This window comes from Chitinophaga agrisoli (assembly GCF_008386695.1).
Lineage (GTDB): Bacteria > Bacteroidota > Bacteroidia > Chitinophagales > Chitinophagaceae > Chitinophaga > Chitinophaga agrisoli.
Map to the genome: position 1 here is coordinate 2,773,698 of NZ_VUOC01000004.1, position 21,510 is coordinate 2,795,207.

General features: G+C 49.0%; 17 protein-coding genes. 6 read left to right on the forward strand and 11 right to left on the reverse strand.

Features of this window, described 5'->3' with window-relative positions; all coding sequences use genetic code 11:
- Window positions 1-26: 26 nt before the first annotated feature.
- Both proB and F0L74_RS30065 read right to left on the reverse strand, forming a co-directional pair.
- Entirely contained in the window at window positions 27-1,061 is a 1,035-nt protein-coding gene (proB, locus tag F0L74_RS30060; RefSeq protein ID WP_149841580.1) for a glutamate 5-kinase, read from the reverse strand.
- A complete protein-coding gene (locus tag F0L74_RS30065) occupies window positions 1,058-3,130 on the reverse strand; it encodes an aceric acid hydrolase (RefSeq protein ID WP_246197859.1) in 2,073 nt (690 codons plus the stop codon). Before F0L74_RS30065 ends, proB begins: the two co-directional genes overlap by 4 nt.
- Window positions 3,131-3,339: 209 nt before the next feature.
- On the opposite strand from F0L74_RS30065, the gene F0L74_RS30070 reads away from it, so the two are divergent.
- The 5 genes from F0L74_RS30070 (at window position 3,340) to F0L74_RS30090 (ending at window position 9,346) form a co-directional block, all read left to right on the forward strand.
- Window positions 3,340-5,646: a GH92 family glycosyl hydrolase gene (locus F0L74_RS30070; RefSeq protein WP_149841581.1), complete on the forward strand. Its 2,307-nt coding sequence runs from the start codon at window positions 3,340-3,342 to the stop codon at window positions 5,644-5,646.
- A 995-nt stretch (window positions 5,647-6,641) separates the two neighbouring features.
- The gene (locus tag F0L74_RS30075; RefSeq protein ID WP_149841582.1) at window positions 6,642-7,100 is read left to right on the forward strand and encodes a hypothetical protein; all 459 of its coding nucleotides are present in this window, start codon (window positions 6,642-6,644) and stop codon (window positions 7,098-7,100) included.
- 122 nt (window positions 7,101-7,222) lie between these two features.
- Window positions 7,223-7,900 carry a hypothetical protein gene (locus F0L74_RS30080; RefSeq protein WP_149841583.1) on the forward strand — a complete coding sequence of 226 codons (678 nt, stop codon included), beginning with the start codon at window positions 7,223-7,225 and terminating at the stop codon, window positions 7,898-7,900.
- Window positions 7,867-8,700 carry a sensor histidine kinase gene (locus F0L74_RS30085; protein ID WP_149841584.1) on the forward strand — a complete coding sequence of 278 codons (834 nt, stop codon included), beginning with the start codon at window positions 7,867-7,869 and terminating at the stop codon, window positions 8,698-8,700. Before F0L74_RS30080 ends, F0L74_RS30085 begins: the two co-directional genes overlap by 34 nt.
- Complete coding sequence (locus F0L74_RS30090; protein WP_149841585.1) at window positions 8,672-9,346, forward strand: response regulator transcription factor; 675 nt, start codon at window positions 8,672-8,674, stop codon at window positions 9,344-9,346. Before F0L74_RS30085 ends, F0L74_RS30090 begins: the two co-directional genes overlap by 29 nt.
- A 59-nt stretch (window positions 9,347-9,405) precedes the next feature.
- Here the strand turns inward: F0L74_RS30090 and F0L74_RS30095 are convergent, their stop codons facing one another.
- From F0L74_RS30095 to kduI, 4 genes are all read right to left on the reverse strand, one after another.
- Window positions 9,406-10,602, reverse strand: coding sequence for a glycoside hydrolase family 88 protein (locus F0L74_RS30095; protein ID WP_149841586.1), 1,197 nt, complete (start codon window positions 10,600-10,602; stop codon window positions 9,406-9,408).
- 23 nt (window positions 10,603-10,625) lie between these two features.
- On the reverse strand, window positions 10,626-11,702 hold the full coding sequence (locus tag F0L74_RS30100; protein WP_149841587.1) for a LacI family DNA-binding transcriptional regulator: 1,077 nt from the start codon (window positions 11,700-11,702) through the stop codon (window positions 10,626-10,628).
- A 64-nt stretch (window positions 11,703-11,766) separates the two neighbouring features.
- Window positions 11,767-12,531 carry an SDR family oxidoreductase gene (locus tag F0L74_RS30105; RefSeq protein ID WP_188316271.1) on the reverse strand — a complete coding sequence of 255 codons (765 nt, stop codon included), beginning with the start codon at window positions 12,529-12,531 and terminating at the stop codon, window positions 11,767-11,769.
- Between the two features lie 75 nt (window positions 12,532-12,606).
- Window positions 12,607-13,449 (reverse strand): 5-dehydro-4-deoxy-D-glucuronate isomerase, encoded by an 843-nt coding sequence (kduI, locus tag F0L74_RS30110; protein WP_149841589.1) that lies wholly within the window; start codon window positions 13,447-13,449, stop codon window positions 12,607-12,609.
- Window positions 13,450-13,623: 174 nt separating this feature from the next.
- On the opposite strand from kduI, the gene F0L74_RS30115 reads away from it, so the two are divergent.
- The gene (locus F0L74_RS30115; protein WP_149841590.1) at window positions 13,624-15,270 is read left to right on the forward strand and encodes a UxaA family hydrolase; all 1,647 of its coding nucleotides are present in this window, start codon (window positions 13,624-13,626) and stop codon (window positions 15,268-15,270) included.
- An 88-nt stretch (window positions 15,271-15,358) separates the two neighbouring features.
- Here F0L74_RS30115 and F0L74_RS30120 read toward each other — a convergent pair whose 3' ends face one another.
- Genes F0L74_RS30120 through F0L74_RS30140 form a run of 5 tightly spaced genes read right to left on the reverse strand, consistent with a single transcriptional unit; the run spans window position 15,359 to window position 21,372 of the window.
- Window positions 15,359-16,657 carry an MFS transporter gene (locus F0L74_RS30120; protein ID WP_149841591.1) on the reverse strand — a complete coding sequence of 433 codons (1,299 nt, stop codon included), beginning with the start codon at window positions 16,655-16,657 and terminating at the stop codon, window positions 15,359-15,361.
- Between the two features lie 44 nt (window positions 16,658-16,701).
- Entirely contained in the window at window positions 16,702-17,364 is a 663-nt protein-coding gene (locus F0L74_RS30125) for a beta/alpha barrel domain-containing protein (RefSeq protein ID WP_149841592.1), read from the reverse strand.
- Window positions 17,365-17,375: 11 nt separating this feature from the next.
- Window positions 17,376-18,371, reverse strand: coding sequence for a sugar kinase (locus tag F0L74_RS30130; protein ID WP_149841593.1), 996 nt, complete (start codon window positions 18,369-18,371; stop codon window positions 17,376-17,378).
- Window positions 18,372-18,424: 53 nt separating this feature from the next.
- Window positions 18,425-19,819: a glucuronate isomerase gene (gene uxaC / locus F0L74_RS30135; protein WP_149841594.1), complete on the reverse strand. Its 1,395-nt coding sequence runs from the start codon at window positions 19,817-19,819 to the stop codon at window positions 18,425-18,427.
- Between the two features lie 38 nt (window positions 19,820-19,857).
- Window positions 19,858-21,372, reverse strand: coding sequence for a tagaturonate reductase (locus F0L74_RS30140; protein WP_149841595.1), 1,515 nt, complete (start codon window positions 21,370-21,372; stop codon window positions 19,858-19,860).
- Between the last annotated feature and the right edge of the window lie 138 nt (window positions 21,373-21,510).

Genomic DNA, 21,510 nt, shown 5'->3' on the forward strand with positions numbered 1-21,510 from the left:
GTAGTAAGTAAAGATCAGATAATTATTTACAGCAGCACGATATCATCGGCATGGGCAATCTCCAGGTTCTGTACCTTTTCCGTGCCGGCCAATACATCAGAAGATAATTTGGCGCGCGCTACGGCAATGGCTTCCTGCGCCTCATTCACGATCTCCACCACCTCGCCGCGGTCAAACTTTTCCAGGATGGCCTGTACCCCTACTGCCAATAGGCTATGCCGCTGCTCCAGCGCCTTTTGAGCGCCGGCGTCCACCTGTATACGGCCGGTTACCAGGCTGCCACTGGCCAGCCATTTTTTACGGGCCGGCATGCTGCAGGGCTGTGGCAGGCATAACGTGCCTGTGGCGCCGGCCATTGCATTCAGGATGCCATCTGTAGTATGTATACCAAAGATCACCACGCGGATACCCATGCGGGTGGCCAAACGGGCAAAAGTAAGTTTGGATACCATGCCACCCAGTCCCAGGCTGGATTTGCTCGTATCTGCCAGCGCAAACACGCTTTCATCGATCACATCTATCTGCGGCACTACCTTATTTTCCTTATCCAGTACGCCGCCTACAGAGGTGCTGAACAACAGCCCGGAAGCGCCAAAGCCTACGGCTATCAACGTGGCCAGTTCGTCGTTATCGGAGAACTTGAGCTCCAGGTCACTCACCACATCATTCTCATTAGCCACGGGGATAATGTTACTGGCCCACAGCTCCTCGTAAGTTTTCTTTAATTGCAGGAACTGGCCGCGGTTGCTGAAATGCCGCCGCTCGCACAAGCTTTGCGCAATGGCAATGCCATAGGGCTCAAAATATTGCGAGTACTTGCTTAATAATAAAGGATTACCAATAGCCGCTGCTGCTTTACGCTCACTGATAGTGCCGTTGTATTCCCGCAGGAATTTCTTGCCGGCAGCTACCGCCCCGGAAGATACCAGCACCATATTATACTCCGCATGCAGCGCCGCTACCTGCCTGGCTATTGCCGCTATTACAGATTCATCCAGCTCCCCGTTGGCACGGGTGATGGATGCTGTTCCAAACTTGATCACTAAAATAGGCTTGCTCACTGCGATTGAATTTGGCCCCCAAAATATTGAAAATATTTTGGAACCCATACCGTCATATCCGCATTGCCGCGGTTTCCCCAGGCATAGTAAGGGATAAGGGTCACTTTTACGGGATGTGTATCGTTCAGGGCAGCTTCGCGGTATAAAGTGCGTTGCCAGCCGGTATCCTGCCGCAGTAGGGCATGGCCGGTCAGGGCCATGATATGGCTTTTGTCTATTTCCATGGGTGTAGGCTGCAGGTCCGTTTTACCTGGCATCACCACATCAAACAGGCTGGCGCCTTTAGGCAGATCCACAGACTCCATGCAATAGACAATTGGTCCGCGTTTTACGGCCACCTGGTTGCGGGTCTCTTCTACCAGCGGGTTGCTTTCCATCAGCGTTACGGGCATAGGCAGCTGCAGCGTGATCACATCCCCCGCTTTCCATTGGCGGTGAATGGCGGCATACTGGCCGGGTGTAGCCGTTACGCCAGTTGCCGGCTTACCATTTACCAGCAGCGCAGCCTGCCGGCTCCAACCGGGGATGCGCATAAAAACGGTAAAGGCGCCCGTTGGGGCGGTTTGCACGGTAAGTTTGATATTGCCATCCCAGGGGTAATTGGTAACCTGGGCTATTTTCAGCGCTGCCCCATCTTTCAGATGAGTGGACAACGTACTGCTGCCATACAGGTGCACCCACAGCCCTTTGGCAGAAACGCCGTAAGCGTAATTACCAGCTTCCGCAATGGTGCGCACCACATTGGGCGGGCAGCAGTTGGATAGCGCAATATAATTTACCCGGCCACCGGACCAGCGCAGCTTATATGGGAACTGCGCGGAAACAGCCAGGGGATTGGTATAGCAAAAACGGTCGCCATCCAGGCTGATGCCGGATAATACGCTGTTGTACAACGCCAGCTCCAGCACATCTGTATACCTGGCATTACCGGTGATCTGCAGCATGCGCCAGTTCCATAATACATTGCCAATATTGGCGCAGGTCTCATTATGGGCCGTCATGTTAGGCAGCTGGTAATCCCGGCCATAGGCCTGGTGGGTCTTTTGGATCTCTACGGGATTATAGGAAGTGCCGTTGGGCGATGTGCCATCATACAGCGCGCCACAAGCGCCGGTGATATACATTTTCCGGTAGGCCACATCTTCCCAGATGCTGTTCAGACAAGCCATCAGGGAATCATCGCCGGTTTCCGCATACACATCCGCCACCCCGGCATACAGGTAATTGGCCCGTACGGCATGGCCCATAGCCGTGGTTTGCTGGCGGAACGGTACCCGGTCCTGGTTATCATCCGTACCGCCATCCACATATCCGCGTATGTTGATCAGGTTCCTGGCCAGCTGCAGGTATTCCGGGTTTTTAGTAGTGCGGTACAGCTCTATTACCCCCATATAATGAGAAGGGCAGATGGCATTCCTGGCCAGCTCCGGTGAGGCGCGTTTATAAAAGCGGTCCAGGTAGTCCGCCGCTTTTATGGCAATATCCAGCAGGGTCCTTTTGCCGGTAGCGCGATAATGGACGCAGGCGGCCGTCATCAGGTGCCCCATATTATAGGTCTCGAAGTTCAGGCGGTCCTCAAATTCTTTGGCCCCTCCTTTACTATGGCGCTCCGCGATCCTTACCGGCGTATGGATATAGCCATCTTCCCGCTGGGAGCGGGCTATAACGGGTATTACCCTATCCATCAGGCTATCCAGCTGTTTGTCTTTTGTTACCGCATACAGGCTGGCCACGGCTTCCAGCAGCTTGTAAAAATCGCCGTCGTGGAAAGGCGGGCCCACATGGGAACCCGTGTCCAGGCCGGCGGCAATTTCAAAGTTCTTGAAAGAATGGCTGATATTGGCGTCCGTATAGGTTTTCCAGAGGTCCGGCACCATCGCATTGCGGCACACAGCAAAACGCTCTGCCCAGAATCCGCTGGTCCATACCACATCCCCCATATCCACGCTGCTTAACGGCGCAAACTGGCTGTTACCGGTAGACACCAGGCCATGGGACTGTGACCAGGAAAGCGCGGGCCAAAGGGTAAGCCATACAAGCAGGCGGAGCGTATTCATTAACCGTTTCATAAGTGGAAAGCTGTTTTACTCACGCCAATATAATAGATATAGCCCTCCCCACTATACCACACTATCCCATTGCCCCGGAATACGGCAGAATGCCAGCCACTCCTCACCTATTGCGTAAATTCCTAATACCACCCAAATAATTCCCTCCCATAGCTAAAACGGTTTATCTTTAATGGCACTTTTTATAATATAATAGCGTTTTATTGAACATGAAGAAACTGTTATTCCACGTCCTTTGCTGTACTCAGTTGCCGCTGTTTGCGCAAACCGCACCGGACGTAAATCTCACGCAATATGTAAAGCCCATCATAGGCACACAAAAAATGGGGCATACTTATCCCGGCGCCACCGTACCTTTTGGCATGGTGCAGCTAAGCCCGGAAACAGATACCATTCCCTATGAAATGAATGGCAAGTACAATCCGGATGTGTATAAATACTGCGCCGGATACCAATATGATGATAAGACCATCACCGGTTTTAGTCATACACATTTCAGCGGCACCGGCCATTCTGACCTGGGCGATTTCCTGATCATGCCCACTACCGGCGCCCTGCAGCTCAACCCCGGCACCGCCACGCAACCGGAAAGCGGCTACCGCTCTACTTTCTCCCACGCAACAGAAGTAGCAGAGCCGGATTACTATAAGGTAAAGCTGGATGAGTATAATATACAGGCGGAGCTGACGGCCAGCAACCGGGTGGGCTTTCATCAATATACTTTTCCGCAAACGGACCAGGCGCATATTATACTGGACCTGATGGCCGGTATCTATAATTATGAGAACAAGAACGTATGGACCTTTGTGCGGGTAGAGAATGATACACTGGTGACCGGTTTCCGCCAGACCAATGGTTGGGGCCGTACCCGTATCGTGTATTTTGCCATGAGCTTTTCCAAACCATTCTACCGTTACGGTCATAAGAACTATGCACATGATGTGTACCGCGGCTTTTACGGCAAATTTGACCAGGCGCATAATTTCCCGGAAATGGGCGGCCGGCAGATAAGGGCCTATTTTGATTTCAAGACCACCGCCGGGGAAAAGATCAAGATCAAGTTTGCGCTCTCGCCGGTAAGCACAGCAGGCGCGCTGAATAACCTGCGCACTGAGATACCGCATTGGGACTTTGATAAAGTAAAACAGGACGGCCAGGCCCTCTGGAACAAAGAACTGCAGAAGATTGCCATCAAAGCCACCAGCCCCGATGAGATGCTGAACTTTTACACCGCCATGTACCATGCTTTCCTGAGCCCCACTACTTATATGGATGCAGATGGCGGTTACCGCGGCCTGGACCAGAACAACCATGTAGCCAAAGGATTTACGAACTATACCACTTTTTCACTGTGGGATACCTACCGCGCATTACACCCGCTGTTCAATATCATTCAGCCAAAACGTAATGCCGATATGATCCAATCCATGCTGGCCCACTATGACCAAAGCGTGCATAAAATGCTGCCGGTGTGGTCACATTACGCCAATGAGAACTGGTGTATGACAGGTTATCACAGCGTATCTGTGATCGCAGACGCCGTAATAAAGGGCAACGCGCCTTTTGACGTGGATCACGCGCTGGAAGCCTGCGTAAATACCGCCCGCTATAAGTTATATGACGGCATTGAGTACTACATGCAGTACGGTTATGTACCGGAAGACAAGAATTCTTCCTCCGTATCCAAAACGCTGGAGTATGCCTATGACGACTGGTGTATAGCACAGATGGCAAAAAAGCTAAACAGGACAGATATCTACAATGAATTCATACAAAGGGCCGCTAATTTCAAACATGTATATGATGCCGGTACCGGCTTTATGCGGCCCAAAATGAGCGATGGCAGTTTCCGTAAACAGTTTGATGCGTTAACCACCATCAACCAGGGCTTTATTGAAGGCAATGCCTGGAACTATAGCCTGTACGTACCCCAGGCCCCGGCAGAAATGATCCAGATGATGGGCGGACAGGAAAGATTTGTACAGCACCTGGATTCCCTTTTCACCATGCACCTGCCGGATGAGTTCTTTGCAGAAACAGAGGATATAACCCGGGATGGCATCATTGGCAACTATGTGCACGGTAACGAGCCCTCGCACCATGTGGCCTACCTGTATAACTGGACCCATGCTCCCTGGAAAACCCAGGAACGGGTACGCATGATCCTGAAAAAAATGTACAAACCCGCGCCGGATGGCCTGGGCGGCAATGATGATTGTGGGCAGATGAGCGCCTGGTACATCTTTACCACCCTTGGTTTTTACCCCGTATGCCCCGGCAGCGATCAGTATGCACTGGGCAGCCCTGCTATGGAACACGCCAGCCTTCAGTTGGAAAATGGCAAAACTTTTATTATAGATACCAAAGGCCAGAGCGATACCAATGTATATGTACAAAAAGTGGTGCTGAACGGGCGCACGCTTACGCAACCGTTTATTACCCACCAGGATATCATGAATGGCGGCCAGCTTACTTTTTACATGGGCGCCAAACCAGCCAAGAAGAACTACCAATAGACCTCATATAAAAGCGGGCGGCGAACCGTTGCGTTCGCTGCCTGCTTCTCCCCCTCCTCGCCTCCCCCGCAGATACAGCCCATAAGTTGATTAGTTTTATACCAGGAACGGCTACCCGTTTCCTTTATGTGCAGGCGTGCCTTAGCGGGTAGTCCGGCATTATTTACGATCCCGTTAAAGCACTGATATTCAAATTGGGATATATTGTTACGGCAGGTAATAAAAAAAGAAAAGGCCTGCTAAACAACAGGCCAATTATGGTACTTTGGGGGGGACAATACAATTGGGTTTTCACAAGAGTACAAAAAGTTATCGGGGGTAATCTTTACAACAGATGTATGTCTCAATTGCAAGTTCAAATTATCGAAATGAATTCAATAAAAAAGTGCTGAAGGCTTAAACGCAAAGTTTACCTGCAGCAAAAGTCCTATCTTAGAGTTGACGAGGCAGGGATCCGGGGCCCAGGCTTAAAAGAGTGAAACCTTTAACCAGCCGCCATTAGCCGGAATTTGGGGTGGACAATACTAACGGTGACGAACATATATTTGCGTGCAAACTGTGGCCAAAAACCCGTTAATAAACTAACCTTAAAATGTGTTTTTATGAAGTAATGGACTGCGTGAATCACGGTACTAACATCCCCGTAATTTGACGGTCTTTACAACGTACTTTTATATGTACGGAAACCAGGAATGCAGATTTTCAGCTTTCCCTCATTGAAAATCACCCTTTGCATAAGTGCACAAAATGGGCACCGGTAAATCCCCAAGGGATCGTACCGTGATTTACGCAATTTAACATGCGTATTTATCTGCATTTTGTGCGGTAAAAACCGGTTTTTATATTAGCTATTTTTCAATATGATGTGATTATAGTTATATTATGAATCTAGCTAATTTAATATCTAATGAAAATAAATAATTTATAAATCTCTTTATATCACATTTGATACTAGCTTTAGGATATTATTTGATCACTAACTAAAACTTCCGATTATGTCCTCTACTAAACAAATCAATAAAGCGGGCAAATTCGTGGACGCTCGTCATGTAAATGAACTCCGTGAGAATTACCGTACTGAAAGATGGGTTGAGAATTCAAATCATCTTGGTAAACCGGACTCATTAAGTGTTTGGTACAGCTTGGATGAATTGAAAGAATATTTGGAAACTGCCGCTGCCGCCGGAGCAGATGGCGTACGCGTCTACTTCGGAGCCTATCCTTCCACATATCCAGAAAACATCCTGCTCGAAGGCCGTCAAACCGTTGTGTTTGTTGCTACCCAGCAGAAACAAAGCGACACGGGTAAAACCGAAAACAAGGATCTGTATGTCTCTACCCGCAAAGGGCCAGAGGTAATAGCCTTCAATTTTGGCAGTATCTGCCCGCCCAATTGCGGCAGCAACGGAGGTAAGGAAAAGAACATCTTTTTCCTTGCCAAACAATCTTCCTGACTGCGACCTATTTTCTTTACTAAAAAAGCTGCCAGACAATCGGATTGTCTGGCAGCTTTTTGTCTACATGCCTGTAATTCATTGGAGTTTCCTATTTTGATACCGTATTTTTAACCTTTATTATGAATGATGCTAATCTGACAGAACTGCTTTATACGATACCGCCCCATATAATTGTCATCATTATCTGTCTGATAATAAGCCTGGCCTCCCTATTGAAAAAAGATCCCCCCCGTTACCTGCCGTTATTTACCTGTTATATACTTGTAACACTTATTGTAGAATGTAGTGGCTGGTGGTGGAGCAGACATGGCAAAAGTAATTTTGAGCTGTACAATTTCTACCTGGTACTGCATATCACTTACGCCATTTACCTGCTGCGCTCCTTTTTACTGGAAGGAAAGGCCAGAAGGATCTTTAGCTGGATATTACTCTTGTATCCCATTACGGCCATGCTGAACATTTATTTCATACAGGGCCCCCACCATTTCGGCACTTATAGCTATATTGTAGGCGCCGTGATCGTTGTTATCTGCAGCATCTTTTATTTTTATCAGCGCATCAAGTTCCCGGGCCGGCAAAACCTGCTACGGGAGCCATCGTTCTGGATTGCCACCGGTTTATTGTTCTTTAATACGATCACCGTACCTTACCTGGGCCTTTTAAACTTTATTGGTAATCTTCCTCAGTATGCATTCAAGACTTTCGCCAACATCAACACCATTACAAGTATCATTCTTTATTTACTGTATTGTATATCGTCCTTATGCAGTCTGAATTTCCGGAAGTTGCCATCGTAATCATTACAACCACGATCCTGTTGTTGTTCCTGGTAGGTTTCATCATTATTATGCTGATCCTGAACCAGAAGAGCCGCCTTGCCCAGGTACAGGAGCTGCGTTTAATGAAAGAGAAGTATGAGCAGGAGCTCCTGCGCACCCAGCTGGAGATCCAGGAAAACATCTTTGGCAACCTTTCCCAGGAAATTCATGACAATATTGGTCAATCCCTCACCTTTGTGTCCCTTTCACTGTTAACCGTACCGGTAGAGAACGGTAGTGAGGCGCATCTTTATATAGAGGAGAGCCGTAAAATGCTGCAGAAAGCCATAACGGAGCTGCGCGACCTGTCCAAAGGGCTGCAGACAGAACGGATAATGGAAATAGGGCTCGTAAAATCCATTGAATTTGAGCTACAAAGGCTGGAAAGAACGAATTTGTACAAAACTTCCTTTATTTTTACGGATGTCCGTAACCTGATGGATCACCAGACAGAGATCATTCTCTTCAGAATCGTACAGGAGATGCTGAACAACTTCGTAAAGCATGCAAGGGCCAGTGAACTGGAAATATACCTGACCCATGAAAACGACATCATTAATCTTGAAATACGGGATAATGGTGTGGGATTTGACCCCGGGTCGCTGTTCATAAAAGAAAACCCAAAGGGCCTTGGACTGCGGAATATCCGGAAAAGAGCCACCCTTATCGGTGGTCACTGTAACATCGATAGCATAAAGAACGGAGGAACAACTATTCGCATAACCATACCCGTAAATAAACAACCTTTCCATGAGCACCACGAAGAAAGCCAAGTATAGTGTGGCGATTGCCGATGACCATGTGCTGGTACGCAAAGCGCTGGGCAGGCTTATTAATACCTTTAACGATTACTTCATGCTGTTTGAAGCCAGCAACGGTGAAGAAGTTATTAAGATCATTAACAGCCGCGAAATACAATTACCTGATATCCTGATACTGGACGTGAACATGCCAGGCATGAACGGTTACGAGACCGCTACCTGGATCAACAACCATTTCCCTCAGATCAAAGTACTGGCCCTGTCTATGCTGAACGATGAATCTGTGATCATCAAAATGCTGAAATCCGGCGCCAAAGGCTACATCATGAAAAATGTAGAACCAGACGACCTGAAAGACGCATTTGATTCCATTATCAAAAAAGATTTTTACCTGCCGGATTATATATCCGGTAAAGTGATCTCCGGCCTGCAGAAAGACGTGCTGTCCGTAAGTGAGAAAATAGACCTTACGCCAAAGGAAAAATACTTCCTGCAATTATTATGCACAGAGTTATCCTACAAAGAGATCGCACAAAAAATGTATGTAAGCCCGCGTACGATCGATGATTATAAAAGCAGCCTGTGTGAGAAACTGAAAGTGAAGACAAGGGTAGGACTGGTGATTTTTGGGATCAAATACGGCCTGATAGATATCAGTAATTAATATGTTGATATGCTAATGTGCTGATGAATGAACATTATCATCAGCACATTAGCATCATTTTATTTTCCCCACTGTTTATACCGTAGCAGCGCTTCTACAAAATAGTAATCCGCGTAACTAAGCGGCACATCCACTTCTGAATTATGCGGGAAAGAGCCCGTGCTATGCATTAGTATAAAATTGTTATTCTCACCTTCTTTTGCCAGGTAGGCTGGGCTGGTCAGGCTGGTCAGCATTTTCTCTGCCGCCGTCCAGTATCTCGCAGCATCCTTACCACCGGCATAACGGCTTAACTCCAGCAATGCGGAAGCAGCTACCGCTGCAGCAGAGGCGTCCCGCGGTACATTGGGTATGCCCGGCGCATCAAAATCCCAATAAGGGACCATATCTGCCGGCAACTGTGGATTATTCAAGATAAAATCAGCAATATGTTTCGCCTGGTTCAGGTACACCTTGTTTTTAGTCTCACGGTACATCATCGTATAACCATATAGCCCCCAGGCCTGTCCGCGTGACCAGGCAGAGCTGTCTGCCGCTCCCTGATGCGTTTTCTTCTGCAGCACCGCCCCTGTAGCCGGGTCATAGTCTATCACGTGATAGGAACTGTAGTCCTCGCGGAAATGGTTTTTGATAGTAGTATTGGCGTGCGTATTGGCTATCTTGGCAAAGGAAGGATCGCCGCTGGTACGGCTGGCCCAGGTAAGCAGCTCCAGGTTCATCATATTATCAATGATCACCGGGAAAGTGAATGCGCCATGATCCCAGGATTTAATGCAACCCACCGTAGGGTTAAAACGGGTGGACAAAGATCTGGCGCTGGTCAGCAGCACATCCTTATAGGCCGGGTCTTTTAACAGGCGGTATGCATTGCCAAAACTGCAGTACATCATAAAACCCAGATCGTGTGTGCCTTTATTGTTCTTCTCCTGCTCGATCACCTGCAGGCGTTTCAGTGCTTCCGCTTTCAGGGCATCGTCTTTTGTATATTCATACAGGTACAATAAGGTGCCGGGAAAAAAACCACTGCACCACCAGCGGGAATTAGAGGTCATTAAGCTGCCATCCTTATTTGTGGAACGTGGTAGCAGTGTATCTGGCACATGCTGCGCCATTAATTTATACTGTCTGGCTGCCAGGTCAAGCGCCTGGTTGGCATGTTGGATCAACTCTTTTTTTGCAGACTGTCCTGATGCCGGTACAATATAGGCCCATGTGGCCAGGAGTAAACCGGCCGTAAGAAATTTGAGTTTTCGCATCCGTGAGTATTTATTTGTGGAATCTATTTTTCAACTTTTGCTTTCTTCGCTTTGGCCTTAGGTTTTACGATCGTGTCACCGCCGGTAGAGGCCCTTTCTACCACCTGTATGGGAATGATCTCCTGCGAGTAGCGGTGCGTACCGGATGACGGTGTTGTTAACAGTTCTATTAATGCTGCCACTACCCGCTCTCCCATCATTTCAGGATACTGGTCTACGGAAGTGATAGCAGGCGTAACGATCTCGCTGCGCGGATCATTGGAATAGCCTATGATCTTAATATCCTCCGGCACCCGCAGGTTCAGCTCCCGGCAATATTGCAGTATGGCAATTGCGCTGGTATCATTAGCCGCAAAAATGCCATCCGGGTAAGGCTGCTGGGCAAAGATCTGTGCGCAGGCCTTCAGCGCATTCTCGCGCGTAAGCTCCTGGTAGAACATCCGCGACTTTTTGAATGGCAGCTTATATTGCTGGAAGGCAGCCTTCACCCCTGCTACCCGCTCTACATACAGACTACAGCTTAGCGGGCCGGAGATATGCACAATATCCTTACAGCCTTTCTGGATCAGGTGCTCAATAGCCGCAAAACCGCCCCGGTAATCATCTCCCTTTATCACTTTTACATTACGGTTCAGCGGCACACGGTCAAAGAACACCAGCGGAATATGCTGTTCCTTGAATATATCGAAATGCGAAAAATCCGTTGTATGCAGCGTGGTAGATACCGCTAACCCATCCACCCGGGCGGAGTACAGCGTATTTACCAGGGCTACTTCCTGTTCATAAGAGTCGTTAGACTGGCAGATGATCAGGTGGTAGCCATACTCCTGCAGCTTGTTCTGTATAATGGTACTGATAGCTGCGGGGAAAAACATTGAAATGCGCGGTATGATAAGCCCGATGGTCTTGCTCTTATTATTGCGCAAACCTGCTGCCAGTGCATTTGGACGATACCCCAGCTTGCGCGCCATCTTCTTCACCTTTTCTTTGGTCCCAACACTGATGTTAGGATGATCGTTCAGGGCGCGGGATACCGTTGAAACGGACAGGTTCAGCTCTTCCGCTATATCTACGATGGTCTTTTCTGATCTTTTGCTCATAATGGTAGTAAATTACAAATGTTGTCATATACTGCCAACTACTACCGGCAAGCTGTTATCATTCTCAGCGTCCCATCCAGCCGCCGTCCACCGTCAGGATAGTACCATGTACATAATCCGATGCGGCGGATGCCAGGAAAACCACCGGCCCTTTAAAGTCCTCCGGTTCGCCCCAGCGCTGGGCTGGTATGCGTGACAGGATAGCGCTGCTGCGCTGCTCATCCGCCCGCAGGGCTGCCGTATTATCGGTAGCAATATATCCCGGGGCAATAGCATTTACATTTACGCCGGAAGATGCCCACTCGTTGGCAAAAGCCTTTACCAGCGAGCCTACAGCCCCTTTGCTGGCGGCGTAGCCCGGTACGGTGATGCCGCCCTGGAACGTGAGCAGGGAAGCCGTAAAGATCACCTTTCCCTGCTTCCTGGCGAGCATATCCTTACCTATCTCGCGCGTCAGGATAAACTGGGCATTCAGGTTTGTGTTGATCACCGTATCCCAATATTCATCCGGGTGCTCCGCAGCCGGTTTGCGCAGGATAGTACCGGCGTTGTTTACCAGTATATCTATTACCGGGAAGTCCTGCTTTACCTTATGTATGAAATCATATAATGCATTACGGTCTGCAAAATCACACTGGTAGGCGCTAAACTTACGCCCCAGCGCCGTTACGGCCTTTTCTGCCTGGCTGCCGCTTGTTTCCAGTGAGGCGGAAACGCCGATAATGTCTGCTCCTGCCTCTGCCAGGGCTATTGCCATGGCCATACCTATACCTCTTTTGCAGCCTGTTACCAGCGCGGTCTTCCCTTTCAGGTTAAATTGTTCAAGCACCATCCTTACAAGTTTTAAGATCAGGTTTATCGACAACAGGCCTCGCCAGCTGTCATAATATCAATTAAACGGCCATTAGCGCAGTTCCGTGATAGGACAGCCATCCATATCCCCATAGTCCAGGTTCTCCCCTGCCATGCCCCAGATAAAGGTATAATTGCTGGTGCCTGCGCCGGAGTGAATGCTCCAGGACGGGGAAATAACCGCCTGATCGTTCTGCATCCATATATGACGGGTTTCCTGCGGCTGGCCCCAGAAATGGCATACAGACTGGCCCTGTGGCACTTCAAAATAGAAATACACCTCCATTCTGCGGTCATGGGTATGCGCCGGCATGGTGTTCCATACGCTGCCGGGTTTCAGTTCCGTCATACCCATCTGCAGCTGGCAGGTGGGCAGCACGCTGTTTACGATCAGCTTATTAATGGTGCGGTGGTTAGCCGTTTCCAAAGCGCCCAGCGTTACTACTTCCGCGTCCTGTTTCGTGATGCGGCGGGTAGGATACGTGGTATGCGCGGGTGTGGAATTCAGATAGAATTTGGCCGGGGTACCCGCATTTTTGCTGCTGAAGATCACCTCTTTTTTACCCCTACCTATATATAATGCTTCCTTAAAGTCAATATCGAACACTTCGCCGTCTACCGTTACCATACCGGCGCCGCCCACGTTAATAATACCCAGCTCCCGGCGCTCAAGGAAGTACTGCGCCTTCAGCTGGTCTACCGGCTCCAGTGTTACCGGCTTGTTAACGGGCATAATGCCGCCCGTAATAAAGCGGTCATAATGGCTATACACCAGCCGCACGCCATCCTGTTCAAACAATTGTTCTATCAGCAATGCTGCGCGGGTCTGTTCCGTATTCCAGCCCCTGGCTTCCTGGGGGCTGCTTGCATACCTTGTTTCTGCCTGTATACTCATGCCTTGTTATTTAAATGTAAGGGTAAGATAGCGCGAAAACATGAATCTTGCAAACGTTTGCATAGATAAGCGCAGCTGTTTGCCTGATTATTAGTTTCTTTGCCGGTCAAAATCTCATCAAGGATTAACATTTTAGTATTAAAAACAAAAACACTTATTCGCTACTTTAGTATTATGAACACGTATTTGCAAATACATCCTGATGATAACGTATTGGTAGCGCTGCAGGACCTGCCTGCAGGCACTCCCATACAATTTAACGGTACATCCCTGGAACTGACTAAAGACGTTCCCGCCAAGCATAAATTCCTGCTCACTGATCTTAAAGCAGACGAGGCGATCACTATGTATGGCGTATTGGTTGGCAAAGCGAATGAGCCGCTTCACAAAGGCGATTTGATCACCACCGGCAACATCCGCCATGATACCAGTGCCTTTCATGAAAAAGATGACAGCATACAATGGCAGGCGCCTGACGTTAGCAGCTGGAAGAACCGCACTTTTAACGGTTACCCGCGTAAGGATGGCCAGGTAGGCACCCGTAACTACTGGCTGGTAATACCCATGGTTTTCTGTGAGAACAGGAATGTGGGCGTTATTAAAACTGCCTTTGAAAAGGGACTGGGCTTTGCACCGCCGGAAATGTACAATGAGCAGGTGAATGACCTGGTAAACCTGTACAAGAACGGTAACCTGGATGCGATCAAGACCTACGAGCCGGCATCTGTAACAGCGGCCGCTAAAAAGAACAACGTATTCTCTAATATAGATGGTATTAAATTCCTGATACACGAAGGCGGTTGCGGCGGTACCAAGCAGGATGCAGAGGCCCTCTGCGCACTGCTGGCCGGCTATATCCACCACTCCAACGTAGCAGGCGCCACCATCCTGAGCCTGGGATGCCAGCATGCACAGGTATCTATCTTACAGACCGCGCTAAAGAAGCTGAACCCTTCTTTTGACAAGCCTGTACTGGTATTTGAACAGCAGAAAAGCAAGTCTGAGTTCGATATGCTCTCTACCGCTATTAAGGAAACCTTCCTGGCGCTGGTAGAGGCTAATAAGATCGAACGCCAGCCCGCTCCCTTATCCAAACTGGTGATAGGCCTGGAATGCGGCGGCTCTGACGGTTTCTCCGGCATCTCCGCCAACCCGGCTGTAGGGCATACGTCCGATCTGCTGGTAGCGCTGGGCGGCACCTCCATCCTCTCTGAGTTCCCTGAGCTCTGCGGGGTGGAACAGGAGCTGATCAACCGTTGTGTAACAGAGAACGCTTCCGACAAATTCATCCGCATCATGCGGGCGTATGAAAGCCAGGCAGAATCTGTAGGCTCCGGGTTTTACCAGAACCCCTCTCCCGGTAATATCAAGGACGGCCTCATCACTGATGCCATCAAATCCGCCGGGGCAGCCAAAAAAGGTGGTACCTCCCCTGTAGTAGATGTGCTGGATTATACAGAATATGTAACCAAACCAGGCCTGAACCTGCTGTGTACACCGGGTAACGACGTAGAGTCCACCTCTGCGGAAGTAGGTTCCGGCGCCAACGTGGTACTGTTCACCACCGGCTTAGGCACCCCTACCGGCAATCCCATCGCCCCGGTTGTAAAACTGGCTACTAATACCAAGCTGGCACAGCGTATGCCGGATATCATCGATATTAATACCGGCGGTATCATCAGCGGTGAAAAAAGCATTGCAGCAATGGGCGAAGAGATCCTGGAATATGTGATCAAAACTGCCAGCGGTGAAGCCACCACTAAGGCAGAACAGCTGCACCAGGATGATTTCATCCCCTGGAAACGCGGTGTGAGCCTGTAAGCACGCAATAAATAATTGGCTATAAAAACAAGAAGGTCCTGACGATAAGCCAGGACCTTCTTGTTTTTATAAGAGATTGTCTTAGTAATTATTTCTTGATGGTCACCTGCTCCATACGAGGGGCAAAGAAGTGCATGATCACCCAGGCCAGCAGATAAGCAAACCCGCAGATCACAAACAGGATATTGTAACCTACGTTCACATCGCCCAGCAGCTTATAATGGTCCAGCATAGAGCCCACCAGTAAGGGGAACAGCATACCGCCAATAGAGCCCGCCATACCGCCGATACCTACTACGGAGCTTACGGCATATTTAGGGAACATATCAGACACCGTAGTAAAGATATTGGCAGACCAGGCCTGATGCGCCGCTGCGGCCACACCTACCAGGCTTACCGCCACCCACATATCGTGTGTAAACTGAATGGTCATTACCGGCAGCACACAGATCGCAAATATGAGCATAGATGTTTTACGCGCTTTGAATACCGGCCAGCCTTTCTTGATCAGGAAGGAGGACAACCACCCACCGCCTACGCTGCCAACGCTCACCATGGTATAGATAATAATGATGGGTAAACCATAGCTGGCCTGCAGGTCTACACCAAATGCAGAAGACAGGTAAGAAGGCAACCAGAACAGGAAGAACCACCAAACCGGATCAGTAAGCAGTTTACCAAATACAAACGCCCATGTTTGGCGGATCCCAAATAATTTGAACCAGCCTATCTTTTCTGTTTGTTGAACAGGCACCTGCTCTTCCGCGTCGCTATGGATGTATGCGTATTCCTCTTTGGATAAGCGTTTGCTTTTAGACGGCACATCATAAAAAATGAACCAGAATATAAGCCAGATAAAGCCAATAGCGCCTGTCCAGATAAAGGCGCTTTGCCATCCCTGCGTTTTTGCGATCCAGTAAACCAGCGCCGGCGCTATTACCGGTCCCAGGTTGGCGCCTGCGTTAAAGATACCAGTGGCAAATGCCCTTTCCTTTTTAGGAAACCATTCCGCCACTGCTTTAATAGCAGCAGGGAAATTACCGGATTCTCCCAGGCCCAGCGAAGCTCGGGCAATACCAAAACCCAGGGTGGATTTAGCCAGTGCATGCGCCATGGCCGCCACACTCCAGATAATAAGAGAAAGAGAATAGCCCATTTTGGTGCCGATCTTGTCCACAAAGCGGCCAAAAGCCAGCAAACCCAATGCATAGGCGGCGGAGAAAGCGATAACGATATAACTGTAATCTGATTCTGACCAGTTGAACTGCACTTCCAGATCATGCTTCAGCAAACCGATCACCTGCCTGTCAATGTAGTTGATAGTGGTGGCAAAAAAAAGCAGCGCACAAATGGCCCAACGATAGTTTCCGGTCTTAGTGGAATTCATTATAATAATTTTGGAATTTATATTGCTAAGCTTCAGCTCTCAATTTAGTGCAATGCTTTCACAAATGCAAACGTTTGCATCACTTTGGCCTTTAGCGCGGCCCAATCCTTGCTGTCGATCAGCTGTTTAGGGATCAGATTGGAGCCCATACCCACGCAAACAACACCGGCATCGAACCAGGATTTTACGCTTTCCTGGGTAGGTTCTACCCCGCCGGTTGGCATAAATTTGAGATTGGGGAACAAGGGTTTGATAGCTTTTACAAAACCAGGGCCCAGCACATTACCAGGGAACAGCTTTACCAGCGGCGCTTCCTGCTTTTCTGCTACCGCTATTTCTGAAGGCGTCATACAACCAGGTATCCAAAGGATATTGGCTTTGCGGCAATAGGCGGCGGTGCCTTCATCTGTAATAGGGCTTACAATAAAATCCGCGCCCTGGCCGGTATAGGATTCCGCATCCGCGGCGCTTTTAATAGTGCCAATACCCAGATACATATCCGGCATATCTACCAGCTTCTTATCGCGCATGGCGGCAAAGTTCCGGCGGGCATTCTCTCCCCTGTTGGTGAATTCAAATACCCGTATGCCTGCCTCATAACAGGCTTTCATCACCTCAATACAAGTGGCTTCATCATCATGATAGAACACTGGTATAATACCGCTACGCTCAAAAGCTGCTATAATAGTTGCTGGTTGTGGTGCCATAATTATATATACTAAATAAGTTTTAAGATTGCTGCTTTATCGGTCTTGTTAAAATCTCCTTTTACAAACAGCTTTGAATAAGCGGATGCTGCTGCAAAAGCAATTACCTGCTGCGCATCATACCCTTCCAGCAGCGCGTGTATCAGACCCGCCATAAAGCTGTCGCCGCTGCCTACGCGGTCTACGACGTCGTTGGTCTCGTATTGTTTGGAAACGGTTTGTTTCCCGTTGTTATAATACGTGGCGTAATACAGGTTATGCGTAGGCGCATCAGAGAAACGGAAAGTAAATGCCACATGTTTACAACGCGCATATTTCTCCGTTATTTCCTGGGCTACCTTTATCGCCTGCTCCAGGTATATGTCTTTACTGTTCTGCTCCAGCGCTACCGTATCCAGCGCGGTATCCAGCATATTATGCGCGGCCCAGATATTGCCCATTACCACATCGCAATACTGCACCAGCTCCGGCATTACCTGGAATGGTTTGGCGTATTGCCATAGCTTACTGCGGTAATTAAGATCGGTGGAGATAGTTAAGCCTTTACGGGAGGCTGCTTCCAGCGCCTCTTTACAAACGGTGGCAGCCTGCTGGCTCAACGCCGGTGTAATGGCGCTCCAGTGGAACCAGCTGGCATTTTCCAGCAATTGGTCCCAGTCAACCGTACCTGGCTGTATTTCGCTGAAAGCGGAATATTTACGGTCATATACAACTTCGGCATGCTTCAGATCGCTGCCCTGTGCTAAATAGTAAGCGCCTATACGGTCGCCGCCCCATAACATGCGGTCTGTAACAATACCGGCCTTTTCCAGCTCCTGCATTACTTGGCGCGACAGACCGTTTTCCGGCGCCTTGCTCAGGTAAGCTACAGGCGTGCCCCAGCGCGCCAAAGAGGCGGCCATATTGGCTTCCGCGCCGCCAATATAGAGTGCGGACAGGTTTTGGTCCCACTCCGGTGAAAAACGAAACAATATCTCTCCGTATGAAATAACTTTTACCGGTTTCATCAAATACTTATGTTGATTCTTAGAACTACTACAGGTGATACCATCACACGTTATCAGAAAGTAAAATAGCCTTTGGCGTTATGATAGCAGATATTCTGCACCATTTTGCCCAGCCAGGGAATGTCTGCGGGCAATTCCCCGTTCTCTACATCATTCCCTAAAAGGTTACACAAAATACGCCTAAAATACTCATGACGGGAGTACGAAAGAAAACTTCTTGAATCTGTTAACATCCCTACAAAGCGGCTTAACAGTCCCATATTGCTGAGGGTGTTCATCTGCTTTTCCATCCCATCCTTCTGATCCAGGAACCACCAGCCGGAGCCAAACTGTATTTTGCCCGGTACGGTACCATCCTGGAAATTGCCCGCCATGGTGGCAAATACCTCGTTATAGGCGGGGTTCAGGTTATAGACAATGGTCTTAGCCAGCTTGCCTTTTTTATCCAGCCCGTCCAGGAAGGCAGACATACTTTCCGCTACCTGCCAGTCGCCAATAGAGTCCACGCCGGCGTCTGCGCCTACCTGTTGTAACAAACGGCTGTTATTGTTACGGATGGCGCCCACATGGAATTGCTGGGCCCAGCCTTTTTCAAAGTTCCATTCACAAATAAAATGCAGGGTGGCCGCTTTAAATTGCAAGGCCTCCTGCGGTGTAGCATTACCGCCGGCCTTTACTTTGGCAAACGTCTTTTCCAGCTCTGCCGCCGTAAAAGGGGCTGCATAGAAAGTGCTGATGCCGTGATCGGATAACCGGCCGCCCATCGCATGAAAATGATCGTGACGGCTACGCAGGGCCTCCAGCAGGGTTTCATAGCTGCTGATCTCCATATTGGCGGCAGCGCCCAGTTTGTTCACATACGCGTTAAAACCAGTTGTATCATCCACCGCCACGGCCTTATCCGGCCGGAATGTAGGCAATACCTTGGTGTTTAGATTACGCTGTTGTATGGCTTTATGATGCTCCAGCGTATCGCAGGGATCGTCCGTGGTACATAACGCATCCACCTTAAAATGCGCCAGCAGGGCTTGCGTGGTCCATTGCGGCAGCTGTGCATTACATTGGTCATAGATGGCCGCTGCACTGTCTGCATTCAGTAATTGCTTAACGCCAAAGGGGTTCAGCAACTCCATATGCGTCCAGTGATACAACGGGTTGCGCATCGTATAGGGCACCGTAGCGGCCCAATGTTTGAATTTGGTAAGATGGTCTGCGTTGCCGGTAATAAACTCCTCCGCGATCCCATTGGCCCGCATAGCGCGCCATTTATAATGATCGCCCTGCAGCCACATAGCGGTCAGATGCTCAAACTGCCGGTTTGCGGCAATTTCATCCGGTGGCAGGTGGTTATGATAGTCGATGATGGGCATGCCTTTCGCATACTCATGGTATAAACGTTTAGCTGTTTCTGTTTGCAACAAAAAATCATCTGATAAGAACTGCTTCATAGCTGTTTCATATAACGTGAACCAAATAGTATTAGTAATTACTGATTAGCAATTACTTTTCTGCCGGCGGCATAGGTAATTGTGCCTTCCTGCAGCATGCCCAGCAGGTGGCCGGTTACAGCGGCGGCAAAGCCTTCCAGCTGCGTAAGGTCCGTCTCCCAAAGACGGCTGTCGGCACATATTTGCTGCACCATCGCCGCTACGGCGCTGCCATCTGCAGCTGTTATGCCTTGCCAGTGTGCGGCAAAAACAGCGGCATTATCGTCTGTAATTAGATATTCTTCTGCTCCCCGGGCGCCATAATATTTACCACTTTCTTCCTTCACAGGGCGCAGGAACAGCAGCATGGCTGCAAAACCCAGGCACATGGCCGGCGGCAGGGCCTGTTGCCGCTCATAATAGCGTACCAGGGTACGCACATTGCGGGCGTTCATCTTGGAGCTTTCCTGGAAAGTGATGCTGATAAGCTTATGCGCAATATAAGGATTGGCAAAACGGTCCAGCACGTCCTGTGCAAAACTATCTGCCTGCGGACAAATATCCTGTATAGTAGGCAATATCTCCTCCATGACTACCGTATGGAAGAAACTGCGCATATAGGGGTGCTCCATACATTCATATACGGTATTTAAGCCGCCCAGGAAGGCCAGAGGCACAGAGATGGTATGGCTACCGTTGAGGATCCGGAGCTTTTGCTCGCGGTAAGGCGTAATACTGGAGGCGATGAGCATGCGTGCATCGGCCTGTTGAAAGGATAATACCTGGCGAACGTATTCGTCCCCCTCCACTGCCCAAAGCAGGAAAGGCTCTACATCTATCCACAACCCGTCCGTATACCCTGCTTTCTCCTGCAGCGCGTCCAGGTCACGAGGTTTGCCGGGGACAATACGGTCTACCAGCGAGTTACAGAAATGATTATCGGTTTTGATCCACTGTTTAAAGCTTTCCGGCAACTCGTTAAAAGCGGCCAGCTTAAGTACTATTTCCTGTAACAGCCGGCCGTTATCCACCACCAGCTCCGTAGGCACTATCACAAAACCGGTGTGAGAGCTGCCTTTAAAATACTGGTACCGCTCCCAGAGTACGGCCAGCAGTTTGGCCGGAAAAGAGGCAGGTACGCCGGCGCTGATCTTCTCTTCCACATATTGGATCCCTACTTCCGTAGTATTGGAGATAATCACCTGTAATTCAGGCTGATGGACGGTCTTTAACACGTCTGCCCATTCTGCATTCGATTGCAGAACACGGCTAATAGAAGCATTTACAAGGGATTTGTTGATCAGCTCTCCCTGAGATACGCCTTTAATATGAGTAGTGTACAGGTTGTCCTGTGCGGTAAATTCTGTGGTGGGGCCGTCTGTGGATTTCACCACTACTACCCTTCCCTTGAAGATCCCTTGTTTGTTGGCTTTATCTATAAGATAGTCAACCAGCCCTCTCAACAGCACGCCGGTACCGAATTGCAGCACTTTTTCAGGGTAGGTGAAATAATTGGCAGGAATTTCAAGATCGGGCCGTTGCAGCGCGAGATCCTTATTTAATACAGGCAACATGGAACTAATTTATAATATTTAATACTTTACCCAATAAATATAAGCCTAGCTTTTAGAATTTTTACAATAAAAATGACGGAAAGACAAAGAAAGCGCAAATAAAAGCAAGAAAGTATGCATATTCTATAGTAGTGATAT